Here is a 23,376-nt window from a genome sequence, read left to right as displayed (position 1 = left end):
CAGTTTTTATGCGAGTAATAAACAAACTAATATGTTTTTTTGGACTGATAGCGGTGTTTTGTTGTGTTGAGGGAACAGATTTCGATACTCCAAGACAAGATTGCGATGCTGCGTTGGAACCCAATATCAGTTTTGCCGAATTGGAAGCCTTATACCTGGATGAAACCTTGCAAATACAGGATGACTTGGTGATTGAGGGATATGTAATTTCTTCCGACAAAGCTGGAAACTTTTACAACGTTTTGTTCATTCAGGATAAGCAGGTAAATCCAACTTCTGGAGCTCAATTGGAAATCGAGTTAAGGGAATCTCATTTGGTTTTTCCCATAGGAAGTATGGTTTTGGTGAAACTGAAAGGCTTGTATCTAGGTAAAAGCAATGAAAACCTGAAGCTGGGAGGGACGTTTACTGCTTTTGGAAATATTTCTGTTGGAAGGTTACCTTCCCATAAGATTGATGAGCACATATTTCTGCCCTGCGATAACATAGATAATGTAGAACCGACCCTAGTTACAATTTCTGGATTGGATGGTGTAGGTATAAATACCTTGGTAAGGTTGGAAGGAATGGAAATCGTGGAAGAAGAATTGGGGAACACTTTCGCCCTGGAAGGAGAGGACACCGAACGTACCCTGTTGGATTGTGAAGAAAATGAGATGGGATTGCTCACCAGTGGATATTCTGATTTTCAGGCAGAAATTTTACCAGAGGGCAACGGTGCTATAACTGGGATTTTGCAAAAGGATGGCAATAACCATCAAATAGTAATTAGGGATTTGAACGACTTGAATTTTATTGATGAACGATGCCCAGAAATCATTACAGAATTTACTTCAACCCAAATTTTTATTTCCGAACTGGCCGACCCGGACAATAATTCGGGAGCACGGTTTGTGGAATTGTATAATGCAGCCCAGGAACCTTTGGATTTAAATAATTGGTCGTTAAGACGGTATACCAATGATAATACAGAGATAGGTTCTTCAATCGATTTATCTGGATTTATCGTTCAACCACAAAGTACATTTATCATATCACCCAATACCCCAGAATTTGAGTTAGTTTATGGTTTTCCGCCGGATATGGGAGTATCGACCAACAGTCCGGCGGATTCCAATGGGGATGACAACTTGGAATTGGTCGACCCTTTTGGAACCCTAATTGATGCATTTGGTATTGTGGGCGAAGACGGGTCTGGGACCAACCACGAATTTGAAGATGGACGGGCAGTTAGGAAAGGAGAAATCTTGCAAGCAAATCCCGTTTATAACTTTGAAGAGTGGATAATCTACAATGATACAGGGGGTTCGGGAACCACAAAACTGCCCCAAAACGCCCCCGAAGATTTTACCCCTGGAGAAAGACAATAGATGCGTACGACACTGTTTCGGTTTTATGGTAAAACGTCCAATCGCCTCCCAAAGGACGTAAATTATAACAGTAACATAATAACCATAACTATGAAACACGCATTATTGACCTTAATTTTTGGTCTTGCATTGGTCTTTCAGTGCCAGGCCCAACAAATTTCAAAACACGCATTGGGACTTCGACTTGGAGATGATGATGGATTTGATTCCCTAGGCGGGGAGATCAGTTATCAATTGGGACTTACAGACAACAATCGATTGGAATTTGCCCTTGGAATCAGAAGTGGAGACTCTTATGACGCCTTTAAGGCGGTTGGTCTTTACCAATGGGTTTTCCCGCTTGATGGATCATTCAATTGGTACGTAGGTGCCGGTGCAGGACTTGGAAATGTAGATGTAGATGGAGGTGGGTCGAGCACCTTCGCCTTATTGGCAGGGGACATTGGAATCGAATATAATTTTAAAATTCCGTTGCTGCTATCCTTGGATGTTAGACCTGAAATAGGTTTCGGTGATGAAGGCTATGGAAGCGATTTTGATTTTGACTTGGGACTGGGAATTCGATACCAATTCTGATAAGGATCAAATCAAGCGAAAATAAAAATCCCAAGAACGCAAGTACATGCGCTCTTGGGATTTCTTATTTAAAGCGTTCTTAAAACGGCTTAAAATTGAATTTTTGTCCTCCTACGGATGCGTCGGCCATTAGGCCTGCTTTGGGCAATGCAAAAACTGCGACCCCATCCTTATATTTTGCGTTAAATGCTATTCCGGATTTTAGAGCGACCGCTGAGGTCTCGGCCGCGAAAGCAAATTTACCTTCCTTAAAACGTTGCAGGTCTACAGAAGTTTCAAAGAATATAACTTCGATGATGGCCTGTCCCCCGGCCTGCAAACCAATATTCAGTTTTTTGAGGCCTGCCATCCCGACACTTTCCCCACCTTGATACACAACCCCATTTCCAGAGGCTCCGCCGATTATAAAACCACCTTTTCCCACATTGGGAAAGATGACATAGCCAGCAGAATTGTTGAAGAATCGCTCGAGTCCCGAATCCGCCTTCAAAAGCGTCTTTTTCGCCTTTTTGGCATCGTTCATTATTTTTCGGTCTTTCTTATTTTGGGCAAAAGTTGCTGAAGTGGCCAATAGCAGGCAAATCAACACTAGCGGTCTAACAATTTTCATATGGGATTATCTTTCATTAATGTTGGTCAAAGGTAAAAAATAAACCCCCTACAAAATCAGACAGGTTTGCCAATAAGTGTTAATGTAAATCAGATTTTGCTTCGGGCGAAAGTCCAACTATCAGTAGAGGTAGCTATCCACATTTTCCGAGTTGATGATTTGGATGGGCAATAAACTTTTCTTGGGAAGCTCCTTGCCCAAGAGCAATTTTTCCACCAATCCTTTTAATCCTAAAGACGCTTGAAGTTTAGGCGACTGATGAATCAAAAATTTAATGTCGTTGGATCGTAGATATTTTGTGTTTTCCTCCAAAAGATCGTAACCCACAACAACCTTCTTTTTCTCCAGACCTTTTAGGGCCCTAACAATACGGTATGCTTTCGAGGTAGTGACGAATAGGGCATTTACATCCTCATTGTCCTCAATAAAAGCGGCAAATTTTTGTTCAAATCCGGTGGCACCAATGGCAAACGTGGTGGTTTCATAACCATCCTTTTCCGCAAAGAACGCTTTAAAGCCCCGTTCTTTTTCCCTTAAGTGGACGGCATTGGTGGATTCCTCATCAATATGGATAATTGCAATTTTGGATGTAGCTTTAAGAGTATCCGCCATTAACTTGGCAGCAACCCTCCCACTCATAAAAAGATCTAGACCCACATAAAAATCCACAGTGCCTCCGTGAGAACTGTTAAAGGTACTTGTTAGGATATCCTTGTTTTTTAGTTCATCTAAAAGCTGGCCACTCTCCTTTTCAAACAAAGGAACAAAGAGAAACGCGTCAATGGGTTGGTCTAACAAACCTAAGCCAGTGTCCAAAAAGGATTTTGGTTCTGTGGGATCAAAGTAATGCACCGAAATATCGATATCGAATGCCCCATATTCATCTATTATTTCTTCGACCCCTTGATTCCCGGGTAACCAAAAAGGGTCTTTGGCAGCATCTGGAAGGAGGACAGTTATAACATAGACCTTGTTGTTTTTAAGGGTGCGGGCAATAGGGTTGGGTCTATAATTGAATTCTTTTAGTGCATTATTTACACTTACAAGAGCTTTTTCTGACACTTTCCCGCGTTTGTGGAGAACTCTATCTACGGTTCCTATCGAAACCCCAGCGGCGTTGGCAATGTCTTTTATAGTGTACTTTTTCTTCATACCCCGTACAAATATATCAAAAAGAGATTGTCAAAAAATGTGTACGTTAACACATTTTATTATATTTGCTGAAACTATGATAAAACGAACCTGTTAAAGGTTTGGGAATAAGGCGTATTTTCGTCCCAAATGAATAAAATGCACAAAGAGAGAATAGTAGTCAAGGCCCCTGGTAGAACTTGTTTGTTTGGCGACCATCAAGATTATCTTGGTCTTCCTGTAATCGCTTGTGCCATTGACCGGCATATGATTCTTACCGGAGAAGCGAACCATAGTGATCAATTGGTTGTTAATATGCCTGACATCGGGCTTCAGAGAACCTTTAGCATTGGTAAAGACAATGGTAAGCCCGAGCCCGGAGATTTTCTGCTCACGGCACTGAAGGTGTTGAAACAGTATGATTGTATACCTGACAAGGGATATAATGTTGAGATTACCAGCAATATTGCCATAAATGCTGGAACCTCGAGCTCCAGTGCGTTACTATTGGCATGGGCCCAATTTTTGATTCAGGCCTATGGATGTAATCAAGAAGTGACCCGGGAATTTCTCTCTAAGGTAGCCTACGATGCGGAGGTGACCTATCATGGAAGCCCTGGAGGAAAGATGGATCAATATAGCATTGGCATGGGTAACATTATTTATCTGGAGACCGGTGATAATTTTTCGTATGAAATGTTTCATAAACCAATAGCAGGTCTTGTGGTGGCCGAATCTGGAATTCCGAAACAAACCACTGGGGTTTTGGGGGAACTGAAGACTAAAGCTCGAATGGCCATTGATGAGGTTGAGGAAAAATGTCCAGATTTCAATTTGGAAACAGCGACCGAGGAAGAGCTTCCGAAATATATAGAACATGTTTCCGAAGACCTAAAGATTTACTTCTCCGCGGCGATTATCAACCACAACATAACCCAACAAGCATTGCAAGAATTCAAGAAGGATGAATTGGACGTTGATAGGATCGGCGAACTAATGAATCGACATCATCATATTCTTAAAGACTATTTGGACCTAACTGTTCCGAAAATTGACAATATGGTCGATGCTGCAATGGCCGCGGGTGCCTTGGGAGCTAAGATTGTTGGATCAGGAAGAGGGGGAAGTATTGTGGTATTGGCAAAAGATGGAGAACAGGATAAAGTTGTAAAAGCTTTGATGGAAGGAGGATCAGAAAACGCATATGCAGTTTCTGTGGATGAAGGGGTAAGACTTATAGTATAAAAACATAGAGATAAATGAGTAAACGTACTACTAGTTTAGTGGTTTTGGCGGGTGGCGCCTCTTCTAGAATGAAGAAGCCGCCCATGGAAGGTAAAGGACTTACCGAAAAAGAAATTCAAGAAGCCAATCAGAGAAGCAAGAGTCTCATCAGCGTGGGCAACGATGGCCGCCCTATGATGGACTACGTGCTTTACAACATCAAAAAAGCTGGTTTTACCCATATTTACATTGTAATAGGTCCTAAAGGAGATCTTTTTAAAAAGTTCTATGGAGACCAAGACAAGGACAATGAATTTCACGGATTGAAGATTTCATTTGCCGTGCAACACATACCTGAGGAAAGGGAAAAACCATTTGGTACTGCCGATGCTCTTTTTCAGGCAGTGGAGCAGTTCCCGGAATTGAATGAAACAAGCTATGTTGTTTGCAACAGTGATAACCTCTATTCCGTAGAAGCTCTGCGATTGCTTTCCGAAAGCGCTGCGCCACATGCCTTTATTGCCTATGATAGGGACGCTTTGAGTTTTCCATCTGAACGAATAGCTCGATTCGCTTTGGTAGAACTTGACGGAGACGGTAGCTTAGCCACCATTGTGGAAAAACCATCGGAAAATGAAGTTGAAAATTATAGAGATACATCAGGAAAATTAAGGGTGAGCATGAATATCTTTAAGTTCGACGGAGCGATGACCTATCCTTATCTCAAAAACTGCCCGGTACACCCTGAAAGGAATGAAAAAGAGCTTCCATCGGCACTCATGAACATGCTGCGAGATAATCCTGGCACCATGGCTGGATTACCTTTGTCCGAGCATGTGCCAGATCTAACTTCCAAAGAAGATATTCAAGAAGTAAAAAAATACTTGGAAAAATATTATCCTAAATTGGATTGGGATTTTTAGACTCCCACCATTTTAAGATTTTTACTGTCAATTTATAAATGGCCAAGATCAACTTTTTAAGTTTTGGCTGTTTTGATTCAGCATTCCCTTTTGGAACCTTATTTTTACATAAAGTTCAACGGAATGCTCAAAAAGCTTTTTCCAATTTTTTCCTGGATAAAGGGATACAACCGTTCCTATTTGCTGAGTGATGTAACAGCGGGTGCCACTTTGGGTGTTATGTTGGTGCCTCAAGGTATGGCTTATGCCATGATAGCTGGGATGCCCCCAATTTATGGACTTTATGCGGCCTTGGTTCCACAACTGATTTATGCGATAACGGGAACCTCCAGGCAACTTGGGGTTGGACCTGTGGCGATGGATTCGTTATTGGTTGCTGCAGGAATAGGAGCTCTTCAACTTTCCAACACGCAAGATTACATATCAGCCGTGTTGCTTCTTACGTTCATCATCGGTGGATTGCAAATTGCCCTTGGGTTTTTGAAGATGGGCTTTTTTGTCAATTTCTTATCTAAGCCAGTTATCAGCGGGTTCACTTCGGCAGCGGCAATTTTGATAGGTCTTGGGCAGTTAAAACATGTGCTTGGTGTTGAGGTCCAGCAATCGAGTAAAATATATTCGCTTTTGCCGGACATTTTGAAGAGTTTGGATGGTATAAACATTTACACCTTGGCAATAGGGTTGGTTGCAATTCTCATGATTCTTTTATTGGGAAAGATGAGCAAAAAACTGCCAGCCGCACTATTGTTAGTGATTTTAGGAATTATTACGGTTTTTGTCTTTGGTTTGGAAACAAGAGGTGTGAAAATAGTGGGAAGCATACCAAGTGGGTTGCCAGATTTTATGTGGCCAAATTTTGGCGTCAACGGATTAGGGGAGTTAATGCCAATTGCAATTACCGTCGCACTATTTGGTTACATGCAATCTATTTCCATTGCAAAATCGGTAGAGGAAAAACATCCAGAATATGAAATTGACGCGAATCAAGAATTACGGGCGCTTGGACTTTCCAATATGGTGGGTTCCTTGTTTCAGTCTTTCCCTGTTTCCGGAAGCTTTTCCAGAACAGCGGTGAACGATCAAGCAGGCGCCAAAACGGGGATGAGTTTAATCATTAGTGCAATGATTATTGTAGGAATCCTGCTATTCCTAACGCCATTCTTTTACAATCTGCCCACCGCCGTCTTGGGAGCCATTATTATAGTTTCAGTTTTTGGATTGATCGATTTAAATTATCCTATCACGCTTTTCAAACATAGAAAGGATGAGTTTTTCTTGTTGATAACCACATTTGTAATGACCCTTTTTATTGGATTGATCGAGGGAATCTTGCTGGGGATATTGCTTTCCCTATTCCTTTTGGTCTATAGAACTTCACACCCGCATATTGCCATTTTGGGAAGAATAAAGGGGTCCGATTATTTCAAAAATGTTGATCGTTTTGAACAAGAAGTGGAGGTAGACGAAGACAAGCTAATTTTTAGGTTCGATGCCCAACTGTATTTTGGAAACAAGGACTACTTTAAAAAGGAACTGTACAAACATATAACGCAAAAAGGCCCTGAACTTAGCTATGTAATATTGAATGCGGAAGCCATAAATTATATTGATAGCAGTGCAGCTGTAATGTTGGAACGGATCATAAAGGATCTGCATTCCAAAGGCATCCGATTTTTCGTGGCTGGAGCCATTGGACCTACGCGTGACATTTTCCACAGTAGTGGACTGATAAATATCATAGGAAGGGAAAACCTTTTTGTACGAACTTTCGAAGCTGTTGCATATTGTACGCATCAAACAGCAAGAAATGAAATTCAAGAAAAAATATCGTTACAATCCAAAGCAAAGCATTTGTAACTTTGATAATTGGGTTGTAGTTGGTTCAACCCCAAAATTTTAAGATATGAAAATAGAACAGATATACACTGGATGCCTGGCGCAAGGAGCTTATTATATTGAGAGTGAAGGAGAAGCCGCCATAATTGACCCCTTACGCGAAGTGAAACCTTATATTAAACGCGCCAAAGATGATGGAGCGGAAATCAAATATATTTTTGAGACCCATTTTCATGCTGATTTTGTGAGCGGACATGTCACCTTAGCAAAGGAAACGGGTGCACCAATTATCTATGGTCCAAATGCCAATCCATCCTTTGATGCGATTATTGCAGAAGATGGGCAAACGTTCAAGGTGGGAAAGTTGACCATAGAAGTTTTGCATACACCGGGCCATACTATGGAAAGTACAACCTTCCTTTTAAAGGATGCATCGGGGAAAGACCATGCTATCTTCAGCGGGGACACCTTGTTTCTTGGTGATGTCGGGAGACCGGATTTAGCGCAAAAGGCTGCTGACATGACCCAGGAGGAACTGGCAGGGACCTTATACGATAGTCTTCGAACTAAAATTATGCCGCTTGCGGATGATGTGGTGGTGTATCCCGCTCATGGAGCAGGATCAGCCTGTGGCAAGAACATGATGAAGGAAACCGTGGATACCTTGGGTAATCAAAAGAAAATGAACTATGCGCTTCGGGCGAACATGACGCGTGAAGAGTTTATCGAAGAGGTCACGGATGGACTGTTACCCCCACCACAGTACTTTCCTTTGAACGTAAAAATGAATAAAGAAGGGTACGAAGATATTGACGCCGTCTTGGAGCGTGGAACCCAGGCATTGTCTCCAGATGCTTTTGAAGCCGCGGCCAACGAAACAGGAGCTGTGGTTTTAGATGTCCGCCATCAAGGTGATTTCGCCAAAGGTCATGTTCCAAGGTCCATTTTTATAGGATTGGGAGGAAGCTTCGCCCCTTGGGTAGGTGCCTTAATTGCCGATGTGAAACAACCCATCCTTTTGGTTGCCCCCGAGGGCAAGGAAGAAGAAACGATAACTCGACTTTCGCGAGTGGGATTCGATGGTACTTTGGGCTATTTGCAAGGGGGCATCGATGCATGGAAATCCGCAGGTAAAGAGGTTGATGTAGTTGAAAGTGTGGGCGCTGATGTGCTCAAACAAAAATTGAAAGATAAAGTTCCGGTATTCGATGTTAGAAAGGAAGCTGAGTATGGTGCAGAGCATATAGCCGATGCTACGCTGACACCATTGGACTTCCTTAATGACCACTTATCTGAATTTCCGGAGGATGAAACATTCTACGTGCATTGTGCTGGAGGATATCGAAGCATGATAGCAGCCTCTATCTTAAAAAGTAGGGGGATCCATAATCTGGTCGATGTAGCGGGTGGATTTAAAGCAATCAAAGAAGTCGGTATTCCGGTGACGGATTTTGTTTGTCCCACAACCCTGAAATAATAGATGAGGGTTCAAAAAATATTGATCGCATTCGTCTTGCTGGTTTACTTTGGATGTTTACCAAAGACAACACCAGAGGTAACCACGATAACAAAGTCTGAATTGACAGCAGCATTGGAAAAAGGGAATATCCAATTATTGGATGTTAGAAGACCTGGTGAATACGACCAAGGACACATTCAAGGGGCTATCAACATTAATGTGCTGGATTCTGTAGGCTTCAAAAAAGGAGTTGCTTCAATGGATAGGGAAAAGCCAATTTATATCTATTGCCAGGCCGGTAAAAGGAGTAAAAAAGCTTCTGAAAAGTTAAAAGAAATGGGTTTTCAGACCATTTATGATTTTTCGGCCGGATATGGCTCCTGGGAGAACTAAACGATCTTCTTTTTTAATTTGAATCCATAGATCACTTGCTTCCAAAAACTCTTTGGGACAGACTCATCTCCTGGAAATCCGAGGGGAATGGTTCCGCTTTGTTCAGGGATATGGTTCGTTTTAAAAAGATAATCCCATAAACTAAGGCTGATACCAAAGTTTACACCATATTTTCCTTCTGGAAGCGTATAGGAATGATGATACAGGTGCATCACCGGATTGTTCAAGATATATTTGAACGGCCCCCAGGTCAGTTTGACATTGGCATGGTTTAAATGTCCAATGGCAATAGCTGCAAAGTGGACAATATAGGCCTGCTCCGGTTCAAACCCTCCCAGAAGCATTACTCCCAAAGTTTTTAAAGGTTTGTATAATATGTTTTCCATCCAATGGTACCGTAAATGGGCAGCAAACCCCATCTCTTTGACGCTATGATGGATTTTATGGAATTGCCACAGTACAGGGAATCTATGTAAACAGATATGGGTAAACCACTGGACAAAATCGAGCAAAACAAAGAACACGACCAATTGCAACCATTGGGGCCAAGAAGATGGGTCGACCAGGGCCAAACTCTTCGATGTAATACCAAAAGCCAAAAAAAGAACCTCAAGCAGTTTGTAAAAACCGCTAATGATTATGGCGAAAATGAAGAAATTGAAAAACATATAAAATGCATCCAGCCAAAAATCCTTTCGAAAGATGGATTGTTCCTTTCTCCATGGAAATAGAATCTCCAAACCCCAAACCAGCACTGAAATTACAATCAATCCCCAAAAATAGTTGGTATACCAGGGAACATCAAACAAGATGGAATTCCAAGTCCAGCGCAATGAGCCCTCAAAGCCATTGAAGAGAGCCGTCAAATAATCATTCATAAGTGAAAGATATGACTATTTTCAACCAAAATTAAGTGGGACATCCCGCATATTTTATTTAAAGGCTTAATTTTAGGGAAACGAGAATTACACTATGGAAATGATTTACCAACCTTGGCCCTGGTACGTATCAGGGCCTTTAATTGCCCTGGTGATGTTCGTATTGATCATGATCGGGAAGCGCTTTGGAATGTCCTCCAACCTACGAACATTGTGCACCATCTGCGGTGCCGGAAAACATGCAGATTTTTTTCGATTTGACTGGAAATCCCAACGGTGGAACTTAGTGGTTGTGGTAGGGGTCATTATAGGGGGATATCTTGGTGCAAATTACCTATCACCAGAATTGTCTGTCGCCATTACAGCGGGGACAATCGCTGAATTGCAAACACTGGGGTTTGACAGTGCCGGTTCGGCCTATTTACCCACTGAACTTTTCGGTAATGCTGTTTTTTCAGATTTAAAAAGTTTGGCACTGCTTATCGTGGGGGGATTTCTGGTAGGTTTTGGAGCGCGATACGCGGGCGGATGCACTTCCGGACACGCGATATCAGGACTCAGTAATCTACAGTTGCCTTCTTTGATAGCGGTAATTGGGTTTTTTATCGGCGGCTTGTTTATGGTTCATGTTTTATTTCCATTGATTTTTTAATATGAGGACAATTGTACATTTATTGATAGGGATATTTTTTGGGATTTTATTGTTCAAATCAGAAGCGGCATCGTGGTTTCGTATTTATGAAATGTTTAGGTTCGATGCCTTCCATATGTATGGCATAATCGGTTCGGCCTTGGTAGTTGGGATTGTTTTGATACAGTTGATCAAAAGATTGAAGCTTAAATCCTTTTATGGAGAACCAATAAGAATACAGCCAAAAGAAAAAGGCTTTAAAAGATATATGTTTGGGGGAATCCTTTTTGGACTGGGTTGGGCCTTGGCCGGAGCCTGTCCTGGACCAATTTTCACATTGCTGGGTGCAGGATTTCTGCCTATTGCCGTGGTATTGGTTTCAGCGATTTTGGGAACCTACGTATATGGTATTTTGAAGCATAGATTACCACATTAAATTGGTCTTAACGGGATATTTGGACAAGATGACGAATTTGACAGGTCATTTAAGCCCAAGATGCTAGATTTACCCGCTTGTAAAGATTTGAACGTGCAAAGAACCGTTTGTATAATCGATGATGACTTGGTGTCGCAGTTTGCAACCAGATACTGCATACAGCAATATCAAGAAGATTTCAATATAATCACCTGTGCCAGTGGCGAGGAGGGAATCTCAACCTGCCTTGACCTGGTTGAAAGCCAAAAGAACTTACCGGATATCATCTTTCTTGACTTGGTCATGGACGGCATGGATGGATGGGCTTTTTTGGAAAATCTTCAGAATCTGTTCAAGGAACATGAGCTACCAAAAGTATATGTGCTTTCCGCTTTTACCAATGCCAAGGACAGGACGATTGCCAAAGAACATAAATTGGTTTCGGGACATATAGACAAACCTCTTTCGAGAAATCGTTTGGAAGGGATTTTTGGCTAGTGACACTGCAAAAAGTTTTTCAAAAAAACATATTTTTGCTATCCATTTTTGGGAATGGCCCCGTAGTTCAATGGATAGAATAGAAGTTTCCTAAACTTTAGATGCAAGTTCGATTCTTGCCGGGGCTACAAAGTAGCGGCGCAAAACATACGGAGTATGTAAAAGCGAAGCTTTCTGATCGAAGTTCATGCTGAGCTTTGTCGAAGTGATTCTTGTCGGGGCTACATCTTATATTGAGTTCAATATTCTTTTCAAAATTTAGTCAAATACCCCTTCTATGGGTAGGTTGCTAGAAAGACTCGGCAAGGGAATATCCAAAAGGAAGGAAAGTGTCGGCGCTATCTGGTCTATTGTTGTTTTTTTGACGGTTTCTCCATTTTTAATCCCCCATCCAAACCATAGCATGGGAACGTGTGTGTCATTATTATAAAAGGCACCATGTGTTGTTCCTTCAGTTCTTTTTGGCATCCAGCCAGGCTTAAAATGTAGCAAAATGTCTCCGGAGTTATTGGGATTATGGCTTTTTCTAAAAACGGCATCCATCACTAAATTTCTGTTGGAATGAAATTCTGGGACGTATAGTTCTTGAATTCCCTCCAACTTGGTCAAAAAAGAAACAGCTGCTTCGAGTATTTTATCTTTTGGAGTTGTTACCGGATTGAAATAAATCTGTGTCTTGTCCATATATGCTACATACGTGTCATTTCCGAAATCCTCGGACAGCTTGGCATTCAATTGTCGCTTTATCGTTTCCACTTCAAAGTACTTTCCTTGCAGGTTTGTAGCTTTTAGAAAATCTGGGTGGTCACTTGCAGCATGGTCCGCGGTAAGAAACACGAGATAATTGTCCTTGCCCACCTTGGAATCAAGAAAAGATAGCAAATCGGCAATTTCTCCATCCATCCGGATATAGGTGTCTTCCAATTCCTTGGATCGAATACCGAAGCTATGACCTATGTAGTCGGTACTTGAGAAACTTATGGTCAAAAAATCTGTTTCATTTAGTTGTCCCAAAGCTTCTTCCTGAATAACGGTTTTGGCCAATTGACTCAAAAGGGTATTCCCGAAGGGAACAAATGGAATCATCGCAAAATTTCCATTGGCTTTGTACAGCCTTTTCAACCCATAGGGAAATGTGGCATTTACCCTTCCCTCAAAAACTTTTTCCATGGAAGCGTTGTCCGGCCCGCTATGTTTGTATGCTTCCGATGGTTTTAGCATATTCCAAGTAAGGTTGAGCAAGGAATCGGCCAACTTTTGTTGATTAAATGCCATCAACCAATTGGGAAGCTTCTCTGAATAGTAAGTGCTGGTAATAAACTTTCCGGTTTGCTCATGGTACCAAAAAGCATAGTCGGCCAAATGTCCAGCCGGGAAAATTGCACCTCTGTCCTTCAAGGATATTCCAATCACTTTAGACCGACCATTGGTAAAGAGTTTTAGTTCGTCTGTGATGGTAGAGGCCAGCAGATTTTTTGGAGATCGGGAATATCGATTAACTTCTTTTTTCGGATTTGAAACGCCCCCGACCAAAAAAACACTTTCGTCTTCTGCGCAATACATTTTACGTTCCACTGCTTTATCGTACCAATCATTCGCAACAATTCCATGGTCTGCAGGGGTAGTTCCGGTGTAAATTGAAGCGTGTCCGGGACCAGTGGCAGTGGGCACATAGTTATAATGCATATTCTTTACATTAAACCCCTCGCGAATTAATCTTTTGAACCCATTTTGGGAGTAGTTTTCCTGAAAACGATAGAGATATTCAGCACGCATCTGATCCACCACAATCCCCACGACCAACTTAGGTTTGCCATGGTTTTGCGCAAGAACCATTTGGGTGAAAAAGACTATAATGCCAATTAGGTTGATTCTCATCTTACTTACTTTGATAGGGACCATGCGTCGATTTTGTGCTCATATTGACTTCGTCCAAAATATAGACCATGAATGTTTCTCCTTGTGGAGCAACCCGGACCACAATATGTCCGTTCAAGCTTTTGTAATTATCCCTGAACCAAGGCCCATAGGTGACCAAGGTCTCTGGATGCATGTTGGTTGAAAAAATATCCCTTTTGCTGCTCCCTTTATCTTCATAAATTAAGCGTTGGTAAACTTCCTGCCCAGGATGGTCAGAGCACCATAGTTGTTGAACAACTACGTTGGGGTCAAGCGTTTCTATAAAAAACGCGTTGGTTGCATCACGATTTCCATGATGGTTTAGGGTTGTTACTTCTACTTGACCCACAACTTTGGCCATAGGTGTTTCCACATCAAACCATTTGGGTAGTCCATAACCTTGAAGACCTGTATTATCCCCACCAGTAAAATAGTCGAAGTCGCCATATGATATTTTTAAGGCTAAACTCAGTGGATTTTCATTGTAACTGCCCTTGTAAAAAGAGGTCATGTCCTCTGCTGAAAAAAGTTGAATGGTGTTGTTGTCAACCCCGGTCCATAGCGTTGCGTTGGATTTAATGTTCCGGATGGAAAAATCGGGATAGTTATTTTGGTTGTTCAATAACTGAATTTGGGATTTACTCCCTACCTCCATGGCCTCGACAGGTACTTTCGTTGTTTCGATAAAAGAGAGATAATCCTGGAAAATCGCGTCGTCCTTTAAAAATGAAGTAAGGTTGACCGGAAAATCAAGGTTTGGGGAATTACGGTCTATGATTTTCCCAAAGGGAATTTCTTTTCCCAGTCCAACCAAACTTCCATAATGATCGGAATGGAAATGGGAGATCAAAGCATAGTCGATTGAAGATTGACTTTGTTCGGGGGCTACATGTTTAATATATGTAGATATCCATTCGGGAGTTGACTTGCTGGCATCAGGTACGGGAGACGTGGCCTTTAAGGGAGCATATTTTTCTTCGAATTTCGCCTTGTCCATACTGCCGGCGTCGAAAAGCATTGTAGTACCATCGGGCATGACAAAAAAAGTACAATTACCGCTTCCTGTATTAATGTGATGTATGTCCAAATAGCCTTCCTGCCAGCTCCTTAATTTTTTTTGGGTTTCCGCCGGTTCAGCCTTTTGCCGGACCACATCTACTTGCTCGGGCTTGGATTTACAACCTATTTGAAGCCCAAAAAGGATGGCCACAAGGAGAAACCCGAAACTATGATTTATGTGCTGTGATTTTATGTAAAACATAAGTGATGAGTTCTTTTACGTTATCTCTATAATTTTTATTGGCTTCCTTGTTTAACCTGTTGGCTATAATCAAGCATATGGCAATGGCTTCGTGCCCCAACATTTTGGCCAGACCATAAAGCGCGGAGCTCTCCATTTCATAGTTGGTGATTTTGTAACCATGGTATTCGAAATCAGAGAGTTTTTTGTTGATGTCATCCAGTTTTTTGGAAAGACGAAGCTCCCGTCCTTGTGGAACGTAAAAACCAGGAGCGGTAATCGTGATTCCCGAAAAGGTAGTCTTACTCTTCAACTGGGAAAGCAATTTTTCCGATGCATCCACTACGTATGGGTTTAGGAATATGGAATGTCCACCGACCAAAATCCGAAGCAATCTACGAAACTCGTCATTTATAACTTCTGCCTCGTTTTCATAGAAGTAAAGGAGATTGTCAAACCCAACGGATTTTTCAGAAATAACATAGGAGTTAACGGGAACATCTTTTTGAAGACTGCCAGAAGTCCCGATGCGTATAAATTCCAATTTCCGTTTCTCATGCTTTATTTCCCTGGTCTCAAAATCGATATTGACCAATGCGTCCAGTTCGTTCATCACAATATCAATATTGCCAATCCCAACTCCTGTGGAGACCACAGTAATTCTTTTCCCATTGAATTTTCCCGTCAAGCTAACATATTCCCTATTGGCAATTTTAAACTCGACCTCTGAAAACAAGGATTCGATTACATCCACCCTTTTGGGGTCACCTACAAGGATAATAGTGTTCGCAATTTGCTCAGGTTTTAAATGGAGATGGAAAATACTCCCGTCTGGATTTAGGATCAATTCAGAATCTAAAATCATGCGGCCTAATTATGTAGGTTCTTGCTTCGCAAAAAGTCCAGCAATAGTTGGGGACGGTCGGTTTGAATGATATCAACGTTATTGTCTATATACCACTGGTAGGTGTTGATATCCATTGCGGCCTTTTCATCATCATGACCACCACTGAGCCGTGGCCATAACGAATTGACCCAAACACCAGCTCCCTTTTTTCGAATTTCCTCGAAATAGGAACCTAAACCGATGGTGTCATTTGGAATGATAAATTCGAAAGCTACCGGTTTCCGATGGGCAACGTAATCATCTACAATTAAGTTACTACCTTCTTTAAACCTGACTATGGGCATGAAATAGACTTTGTCCAAATAGGTGCCGAACTCTTTTTCCACTTCCTCCCTTGTCTTTGTTCCCTTAATGATGACCTGATCCAAGGTTTCGGTCAGTTGTACAATTTGAAAACACTTGTCAAAGATCGAATAGCTTTTATCCAGATTTACAAGAATCTGGTCCTTTGTGGCCCTTAGGGCTTCTTCAAGTGTTGGAATTTTATGGGGAGTCGGGACTCCCAATCCATCCTTCAAATACAATGTCCGCAACGAGTCCAAGGTCCAATCCCCGACAAATCCCTTTCCTGTAGTGGTCCGGTCAATGGTTTCATCGTGCATGAGCACTAGATGTCCGTCTTTGGTTTCCCTAACATCTATTTCCACCATATCAACACCCATATCAATACAATTTTGAATGGCCTGTATGGAATTCTCCGGCGCGTTTCGCCAATCGCCGCGGTGTGCAACCACAATAATTTCCTTGTTCATTGAATTTTTGAGGTTGGCTATTTTATCTTCAATGGTAAAGGCTTGGGCTGTGATATCTGCCCCGACAGGTTCATTGTTTGTTTTGTGGTCTTTGCAGCTCACACAAATTAAAAGGGCTACAAAAAAGAAAAAGTGTTTCATAGTATGGTTTTAATAGTTTGGTGGTTGACAATCCTTTTAAAAGAAATAAAAGGGGGGACGGAATCCCCCCAATTGAATTAAAATAAACCAACTCAAACTAACTATCGCTATTTAGTGAACAAGATTAAACCTGTTCGATACTTAGATATTTGTTTAATATCCTGGGTTTTGGGTAATCGCTGGATCCGTATCCAATTGACTCTGCGGGATGGGCAGAATCAGTTTCGTGTCATCTATGGTCACATTGGCTCCGGTATTGCTAAAAAAGGCATTCATAACCGACACAGCTGTTCCATATCGCTTTAGATCAAACCACCGATGACCTTCTCCAATAAACTCAAAACGACGTTCTTGGCGGATTGCTGCACGCACTTCGACCTGGGTTGTTGCCGTTGTGGCAGCCAAGCCGGCCCTTGCCCTTATGGTATTCAGTTGTATTATGGCCTCAGCGGTTTGGCTATTTTCATTGAGCGCTTCTGCATATTTTAGGATGACATCTGCATATCGGATGATAAGATGATCACTTCCGCCATCATCGGCACCCGTTGTTGACACCTCATACTTTGTGGAAAAGTAGAATGGGTTGGCCCCAGGGTCCACTGCCACATAATCATTGAGCCTGGTATCAGCAGCGTCATATGAATCAATAAAAGCTTGGGTGGGCAAATTGTGACCTTTGGCATTTGCAGTTGTCCCGGAAGGACGGAACTGTGAGCCCGCAGGACTACCTTCAAGTTGACCATCAACGTTAAACCCGCTGGCAAACTGTACCTCAAACAAAATCTCGGAGTTACCTTCGTTGGCCACGCCAAATATTTCTGAAGTAGTGGCCGCCAATGCATATTCTCCGGAATTGACAACAGCTTCCAAATTGGTCAAAGCACTACTGAAATTACTCTGGGTCAATTGCACATCACCCAATAGTGCTTGGGCTGCACCCCTGGCTGGTTTACCAGACGTCTTGCTTAATGGAAGGTCCTGTGTCGCATCATTCAAATCAGTTTCTATTTGGGTATAAACCTCGGCCATTGGTGTACGACCTTGACCAAAGAAATCGAAAGGACTCTCCGTTTCTACCGTCACCAAAGGAACATCACCATATAGCCTTACCAAATTGAAATACAACAATGCACGAAGAAATTTCATTTCGCCTATCCTATTCGTCTTCAAGGAAGCATCGGCATACTCGATATCGGTAATTCGATTCAAAACTGTATTGGCACGCTGAATACCTCTATACGATTCCCGCCAAATATCTCCAACCAAATCGTTCCCGGCATTTGTGGAGAAATCGTCCAATTGTCCAAAACGACCCCCATCGTTGGCCGCAATTTCCTCAAAAGAATCCTCTCCAGAAATTTCACCAACACCAATTAGATCAAGACCGTAAAGACCTCCGTTTTGTAATTGCGCATAGACTCCTGCTATGGCACTTTCCAATTCTTGCTCATTGGAATAAAAGTTATTGGATGCCTTTTCGGTTATTGGAACAATATCCAATTCGTCCTCACATGAAAACAGCCCAAGGAAGACAACCACTATTAAAAATGTATATTTATTAAAGTTCATTTTGTTCAGTTTTCAGTTTAAAATTTAACGTTCAATCCAAGTGCTATAAAGCGTGTCAATGGGCTAGCCGACTGGATCCATCCCCTCGTAAGGGTTTGACGTCTGTTGCTTCTATTGTCAATGGCATCAGGGTTGTATCCCCTAAAATCCGTGATATTGAAAATGTTATTCCCGGTCAGATATATCCTTAGAAAATCGATGCCCAAATAATCCGTAACACCTTCTTCGAAATTGTATCCCAATTGCAAACTTCTTAAACGGAAGTAGTCGGCATCGTATACCGAAAGACTTGAAGCCCTTGTCAACCTTCCTGCGGAAGAAAAACTTGAAAAATCTGGTCTTCTAAAGAAGCCGTTGGGATTTCTATCGGAGTAGTAATTATCAAAATAATGCTGGGTTGGAACAAAAAAGCCTTCCCCGCTTTCTGCAAAGTAGACCATACGATCAGAGACTTTTCTACCTTCAACACCTGTGAACTGGGCACTAAAATCGAATCCCCTGTAGTTGAGGTTGAAACCAAAACCATAGGTAAAATCCGGATTGTAATCCCCAAGGGTAACCCGGTCATCTGGGGTTATTTGACCATCTCCATTGGCATCACGAACAATATAATCACCTACTTCCGTACCCGCCAAAGGCGTTACCGATGCTCCGTCGATATCGGCTTGGGTCCTAAATACCCCTTGGATATCGTAGGCATAGAACTCAGCTATGCTACCGCCGACCTTGGTCAGGAAATCCATCCCTCCGTTATTTTGGATAATCTGCTCTTGACCTTCTCCCAAGGCCAATATCTCATTTTGATTGGTTGTTATGTTGGCATTGAAACCTAAGCGTACATCACCAATCTCGAAACCATTGCCCCGGATTTCAAATTCGAAACCTTTGTTTTCCAGTTCGCCGATGTTCTGTAACGATTGGGAAAATCCAGATTGCTGGGGCACTGGGACATCCAATAAAAGATCTGTGGTCTTGGACTTGTAGTATTCTGTTGTAAGGAACAATTTGTTATCCAAAAAGCCTAGATCCACACCGATGTTAAGAGCACTATTGGTCTCCCACGAAAGGTCTGGATTGGGCGAGGTGCTGGTGAAGGAACCTGCAACAAGTTGCCCGTCTAGCGCGTAGTTGTCCGGTGAAATTAAGGCAACAGAACCGAAGTCCCCGATTTGATTGTTACCGGTCTGGCCCCAACTTGCCCTTAACTTGGTAAAACTGACCAATCCCTCCTCAGGGAAGAAGGCTTCATTACTCAATGTCCATCCTGCAGAAACAGAAGCGAAGTTTCCATACTTGGTATTTGCTCCAAACCTGGATGAACCATCCCTTCTAAATGAACCCGAAAGGGAATAACGACCGTCATAATCGTATTGTAAACGGGTAAAATAGGATTCAAGCGCCCATTTGCTTCTGGCAACCGTTGCCGATGGATTGGTTGCTCCTGCAATATTGCGCAGGTTGTCATCTGCAAAATTGTTGCTCTGCAATCGAGTGTTGAAAAGGCTTTCTTCTTGATAGCTGAAACCAAGCAATACATCAAAAGTGTGCTTGTCCAGAACTTTGTTGTATGTCAGAAGGTTCTCGGTGATGAAGTTCTCCCTTCTCGCATTGTTTTCAAATGCTTGGGTAAGGTTATTGGCCACAGGGGTTCTATAGTTTCCAATGTTCGATGGAGCAAAGAACTCTGTAAAAATGGTATTGAAATCGCCTCCCAAAGAAGTTTTGAACTTTAACCCTTTCCATGGTTCTATTTCCAGGTAAGCATTACCAAATACTCTTAATCGACGCTCGAAAAAGTCCGTCAAAGCTGTTTGGGCCACCGTATTCTCCGAGATGGGTCCATCCCAATTGTCGTTATTATCATGCAATTGATTTGCAATAGCAAAGGTTCCATCTGAATTTCGGATTGGATAATAGGGCTGCATCAAGATGATGGAAAAACTCGGATCGGGTTGTGCCCTGACACCCAAGCCGTAATTGGACCAGCCTGCCTCACCCGTTGGGTTTGAATTCACCAAAGAAACATTTGAGGTCAGTCCAAAACGAATTCGGTCACTGATTTGGGAATTCAATTGCATGTTGGCCGTATATCGTTTGTAATCGGAATCCATGATGATGTTTTCCTGATCTAAATACCCAAGGGAAATGGAGTAATCGGTTTTTTCTGTTCCGCCACTAAGATTTAAATAGTGATTTTGCTGAGCAGCGGTACGGAAAACTGCATCCGTCCAATTGGTATTCGTCAGACCGGCTTGTCCATCCAGATATCCCTGTAGGTAACCCGGAATCCTGCTACGTTTACCTCCTCCATTGGCATCACGCGTAGCGTTGTCATCAGTAACACTTCTTCCTGGACCTCCTGAAACATATCCAAAGTTTCTGGAATCGGAATCAAACAAGGCAGCATCATACGCATCCACCAATTCGAAATTATCAATACGTTCTTGAAAACCGTAATAGGTGTCATATGTAACTTTTAAACTGCCCTGTCTTCCTTTTTTTGTGGTAATCAGGACAACCCCATTGGAGGCTCTGGAACCATAAATGGCTGCTGAAGCCGCATCCTTTAAAATGTTGACGGACTCGATATCCTGGGTGTTGATGGAACTAAATGATGATCCTTCGGACAATGGATTCCCATCGATTACAATCAATGGATTTGTCCCTGCGGTCAAGGTGTTTAGCCCTCGAATCTGAATGACCGAATTCTCTCCCGGATTCTTTCCGTTTCCAAGAACCTGTATTCCGGATACGTTACCTGAAAGTGCTTGTTCAAAGTTTGCGGAAGAGAAATTGTTCAGGTCTTCGTTATCCACTTTGGAAACAGCACCATTGAATTTTTCCTTGGTGGTGGTACCATATCCGATGATAACCACTTCTGCCAACTTTCCAGCATCAGGTTGTAATTGTATGTTGATGCCGCTTTGTCCATTTACTGGGATTTCCTGGGTGGAATATCCCAAGTAGGAAACTTCCAGTGCAGCCTCGGTACTGGCTACTTCAATAGTGTAGTTTCCATCAAAATCGGAACTGACACCATTTGTGGTTCCTTTTTCAATGATACTTGCACCCGGCAGTGGCTGTCCATTTTCATCGGTTACCAAACCACTTACGGAAAACTGCAGCTCAGTTCCTGAATCCGATTCCTCAGGGGGGGCTTGGGAATCCGATTCGGTTAGTTTTACCAGATAAATGCGGCGATCATTAAGATTGAATGTGGTATTCGTGTTTTGAAAAACCTGGTTGAGCACATTGCCAATACGCTCCCGGTTCACTTTTATGGTAACAACACGATCAAGATTTACATCCTTTATTTTATAGACAAACTCAAATTCAGTCTTGCTTTCAATTTCATCGATCAATTGTCCTACCGAGACGTTTTTGAGATCTAGGGTTACTTTGGCACGTTGCCCGTAGGCATCATTGGCCTGCATGGAAAAGAGAGCAGCCAAGATAAACAACGTACTGAGTTTCATTTTCAAATCATATTTAAATACTGGAAACAGGCTTCTTTTAAGCGTAAGAAGTTTTTTCATACTTTTATAGTGTTAAATGTGGTTAATCTTTTAAGGTTGATCACTTCGACCAATCGGAAGATGTTCGCAGCATTTTCCGATTTTTTTATGGCCAATTTTGACCCTAATAAGAAGTAATCATTTTAGTGTTTGGTTACATCTTTGTTGGGTTTATTTCATAGGCGGTATAGTTTTAAGTTTAGTTGTTTTAGTAGTTATTGAATTATTATTTTATCCTCTAGAATCTCGTATTCAATTCCGTAGTTGGTCTTTAGTTCCTTGAGCACATTTTCAATAGGTTCGTTACCGAAATTGGCATTGAATTCCTCGTGCATCAGATCCGTATTGTTGTTGAATATGGTCACTGCATAATGGCGTTCAAGTTTCTTCATAATGTTCTTTAGTGTCATATTTCTGAAGACCAGTTTGCCATTGATCCATGAGGTGTATAAACTGGTTATCACCTCGGAGGTATCAATATGGCTATTGGTCCTGTCAAAACTTCCCTTATGTCCAGGTTCCAGATAGATGTTGTTATCTGTACCAAAACTGTCCGCCTCTGTGTATAGGCTTACCGAACCTTCCACAAGCACCACTTCAGTGGTTTCATCCTCTGGATATGCCGAAACATTGAATTGGGTTCCAAGTACCCGAACGTTCAAACCGTTTGCATTTACTATAAAAGGATGCTCAGGGTCTTTGGCCACATCTAAATAGGCCTCGCCGACTACAGATATAAGTCGATTGGAGCCTTCAATAAATTGTATGGGATATTTTATGGAGGAGCCTGCATTCAAATGTGCTATGGTGCCATCCGATAGTTGAAGTTGAAACGTTTTGCCATGCGGCACGGACAATGTATTATAGGCAAGTTCCTTTTTGGAATTGTTCCCAGAATATTTCAAACTTTTTCCGTCTTGTTTTCCAATAATTTTTCCTTCACCGTCCAATACTTCTATCTGTCCATTTTCATTGATGACTTTGATGTCACCATTTTCAAGTTGCAGGGTAATGGCGTTTTCGGGGATGACAAAATTGGTGTTCGCAGCGGTGTTTTGCAGATAGAAGTATCCTGTGGTCAAAAGACCAAGGAAAACTGCCGCGGCAGCGGAGATTTTCCAGATTGTGGACCTTCTCTTTTTGGAATTATGGGTTTGCACATTGATGGATGCCCAAAGCGATTCCTTTATGGCGGTTTTGTGCGATTCGTTTTTAAAGTGGGACTCTTTCTTGATTTTGTTGAGTTCTTCCTTGAACTTTTCCAACAGTTCCAATTCTTGATCAGAGATGGAACCATCAAGGTATTTGTCCAACAGTCTTTTAAATTCTTGCTCTTGCATATTTCGGCGCTATACTAGTATGAACCAAGAAGTGGGGGGAACTCACATCAATTTTAAAATATTAACATT

Annotated in this window: 20 protein-coding genes and 1 tRNA gene; 11 read left to right on the top strand and 10 right to left on the bottom strand. The window is 42.0% G+C overall.

The annotated features are described in order from the left end of the window. Positions 1–8 precede the first annotated feature (8 nt). Both ACULLH_RS00450 and ACULLH_RS00445 read left to right on the top strand, forming a co-directional pair. Positions 9–1,370 carry a DUF5689 domain-containing protein gene (locus tag ACULLH_RS00450; protein WP_454086751.1) on the top strand — a complete coding sequence of 454 codons (1,362 nt, stop codon included), beginning with the start codon at positions 9–11 and terminating at the stop codon, positions 1,368–1,370. Positions 1,371–1,460: 90 nt separating this feature from the next. Continuing rightward, a complete protein-coding gene (locus tag ACULLH_RS00445) occupies positions 1,461–1,946 on the top strand; it encodes a hypothetical protein (RefSeq protein ID WP_454086750.1) in 486 nt (161 codons plus the stop codon). Between the two features lie 79 nt (positions 1,947–2,025). Here the strand turns inward: ACULLH_RS00445 and ACULLH_RS00440 are convergent, their stop codons facing one another. Further along, complete coding sequence (locus ACULLH_RS00440) at positions 2,026–2,556, bottom strand: lipid-binding SYLF domain-containing protein (protein ID WP_454086749.1); 531 nt, start codon at positions 2,554–2,556, stop codon at positions 2,026–2,028. Positions 2,557–2,676: 120 nt separating this feature from the next. Then, positions 2,677–3,708 carry a substrate-binding domain-containing protein gene (locus ACULLH_RS00435; protein WP_454086748.1) on the bottom strand — a complete coding sequence of 344 codons (1,032 nt, stop codon included), beginning with the start codon at positions 3,706–3,708 and terminating at the stop codon, positions 2,677–2,679. 138 nt (positions 3,709–3,846) lie between these two features. Here ACULLH_RS00435 and ACULLH_RS00430 point away from each other — a divergent pair, with 138 nt between their 5' ends. The 5 genes from ACULLH_RS00430 to ACULLH_RS00410 all read left to right on the top strand — a co-directional run bounded on the left by ACULLH_RS00430 (position 3,847) and on the right by ACULLH_RS00410 (position 9,522). Then, on the top strand, positions 3,847–4,932 hold the full coding sequence (locus ACULLH_RS00430) for a mevalonate kinase family protein (RefSeq protein WP_454086747.1): 1,086 nt from the start codon (positions 3,847–3,849) through the stop codon (positions 4,930–4,932). 14 nt (positions 4,933–4,946) lie between these two features. Beyond that, positions 4,947–5,834, top strand: a complete 888-nt coding sequence (locus ACULLH_RS00425; RefSeq protein ID WP_454086746.1) for a sugar phosphate nucleotidyltransferase — start codon at positions 4,947–4,949, stop codon at positions 5,832–5,834. 123 nt (positions 5,835–5,957) lie between these two features. Further along, a complete protein-coding gene (locus tag ACULLH_RS00420) occupies positions 5,958–7,691 on the top strand; it encodes a SulP family inorganic anion transporter (protein WP_454086745.1) in 1,734 nt (577 codons plus the stop codon). Between the two features lie 46 nt (positions 7,692–7,737). Next, positions 7,738–9,147, top strand: a complete 1,410-nt coding sequence (locus ACULLH_RS00415; RefSeq protein WP_454086744.1) for an MBL fold metallo-hydrolase — start codon at positions 7,738–7,740, stop codon at positions 9,145–9,147. Between the two features lie 3 nt (positions 9,148–9,150). Then, positions 9,151–9,522 (top strand): rhodanese-like domain-containing protein, encoded by a 372-nt coding sequence (locus ACULLH_RS00410; protein WP_454086743.1) that lies wholly within the window; start codon positions 9,151–9,153, stop codon positions 9,520–9,522. Here the strand turns inward: ACULLH_RS00410 and ACULLH_RS00405 are convergent. After that, the gene (locus ACULLH_RS00405) at positions 9,519–10,400 is read right to left on the bottom strand and encodes a sterol desaturase family protein (protein ID WP_454086742.1); all 882 of its coding nucleotides are present in this window, start codon (positions 10,398–10,400) and stop codon (positions 9,519–9,521) included. The genes ACULLH_RS00410 and ACULLH_RS00405 overlap by 4 nt on opposite strands. Before the next feature lie 94 nt (positions 10,401–10,494). Here ACULLH_RS00405 and ACULLH_RS00400 point away from each other — a divergent pair, with 94 nt between their 5' ends. The 4 genes from ACULLH_RS00400 to ACULLH_RS00385 all read left to right on the top strand — a co-directional run bounded on the left by ACULLH_RS00400 (position 10,495) and on the right by ACULLH_RS00385 (position 12,072). Next, a complete protein-coding gene (locus ACULLH_RS00400) occupies positions 10,495–11,052 on the top strand; it encodes a YeeE/YedE family protein (RefSeq protein ID WP_454086741.1) in 558 nt (185 codons plus the stop codon). 1 nt (position 11,053) lies between these two features. Next, positions 11,054–11,467: a DUF6691 family protein gene (locus ACULLH_RS00395; protein WP_454086740.1), complete on the top strand. Its 414-nt coding sequence runs from the start codon at positions 11,054–11,056 to the stop codon at positions 11,465–11,467. Between the two features lie 60 nt (positions 11,468–11,527). Continuing rightward, entirely contained in the window at positions 11,528–11,944 is a 417-nt protein-coding gene (locus tag ACULLH_RS00390; RefSeq protein ID WP_454086739.1) for a response regulator, read from the top strand. A 56-nt stretch (positions 11,945–12,000) separates the two neighbouring features. Further along, positions 12,001–12,072 (top strand) — tRNA-Arg (locus tag ACULLH_RS00385). Between the two features lie 130 nt (positions 12,073–12,202). Here ACULLH_RS00385 and pafA read toward each other — a convergent pair. The 7 genes from pafA to ACULLH_RS00350 all read right to left on the bottom strand — a co-directional run bounded on the left by pafA (position 12,203) and on the right by ACULLH_RS00350 (position 23,307). Beyond that, positions 12,203–13,822: an alkaline phosphatase PafA gene (pafA, locus tag ACULLH_RS00380; protein ID WP_454086738.1), complete on the bottom strand. Its 1,620-nt coding sequence runs from the start codon at positions 13,820–13,822 to the stop codon at positions 12,203–12,205. A 1-nt stretch (position 13,823) separates the two neighbouring features. Then, the gene (locus tag ACULLH_RS00375; protein WP_454086737.1) at positions 13,824–15,104 is read right to left on the bottom strand and encodes a ComEC/Rec2 family competence protein; all 1,281 of its coding nucleotides are present in this window, start codon (positions 15,102–15,104) and stop codon (positions 13,824–13,826) included. After that, positions 15,070–15,948, bottom strand: coding sequence for a nucleoside phosphorylase (locus ACULLH_RS00370; protein WP_454086736.1), 879 nt, complete (start codon positions 15,946–15,948; stop codon positions 15,070–15,072). The genes ACULLH_RS00375 and ACULLH_RS00370 overlap by 35 nt, the downstream gene beginning before the upstream one ends. Before the next feature lie 5 nt (positions 15,949–15,953). Continuing rightward, the gene (locus ACULLH_RS00365) at positions 15,954–16,883 is read right to left on the bottom strand and encodes a glycerophosphodiester phosphodiesterase family protein (protein ID WP_454086735.1); all 930 of its coding nucleotides are present in this window, start codon (positions 16,881–16,883) and stop codon (positions 15,954–15,956) included. Positions 16,884–17,036: 153 nt separating this feature from the next. Then, positions 17,037–18,452: a RagB/SusD family nutrient uptake outer membrane protein gene (locus ACULLH_RS00360; protein ID WP_454086734.1), complete on the bottom strand. Its 1,416-nt coding sequence runs from the start codon at positions 18,450–18,452 to the stop codon at positions 17,037–17,039. A gap of 17 nt (positions 18,453–18,469) precedes the next feature. Then, complete coding sequence (locus tag ACULLH_RS00355) at positions 18,470–21,988, bottom strand: TonB-dependent receptor (protein ID WP_454086733.1); 3,519 nt, start codon at positions 21,986–21,988, stop codon at positions 18,470–18,472. Between the two features lie 194 nt (positions 21,989–22,182). Further along, the gene (locus ACULLH_RS00350; protein WP_454086732.1) at positions 22,183–23,307 is read right to left on the bottom strand and encodes a FecR family protein; all 1,125 of its coding nucleotides are present in this window, start codon (positions 23,305–23,307) and stop codon (positions 22,183–22,185) included. Positions 23,308–23,376: the final 69 nt, after the last annotated feature.

Source organism: Flagellimonas sp. 2504JD4-2 (assembly GCF_053642935.1).
This window is presented reverse-complemented; position numbering and strand designations above follow the sequence as displayed.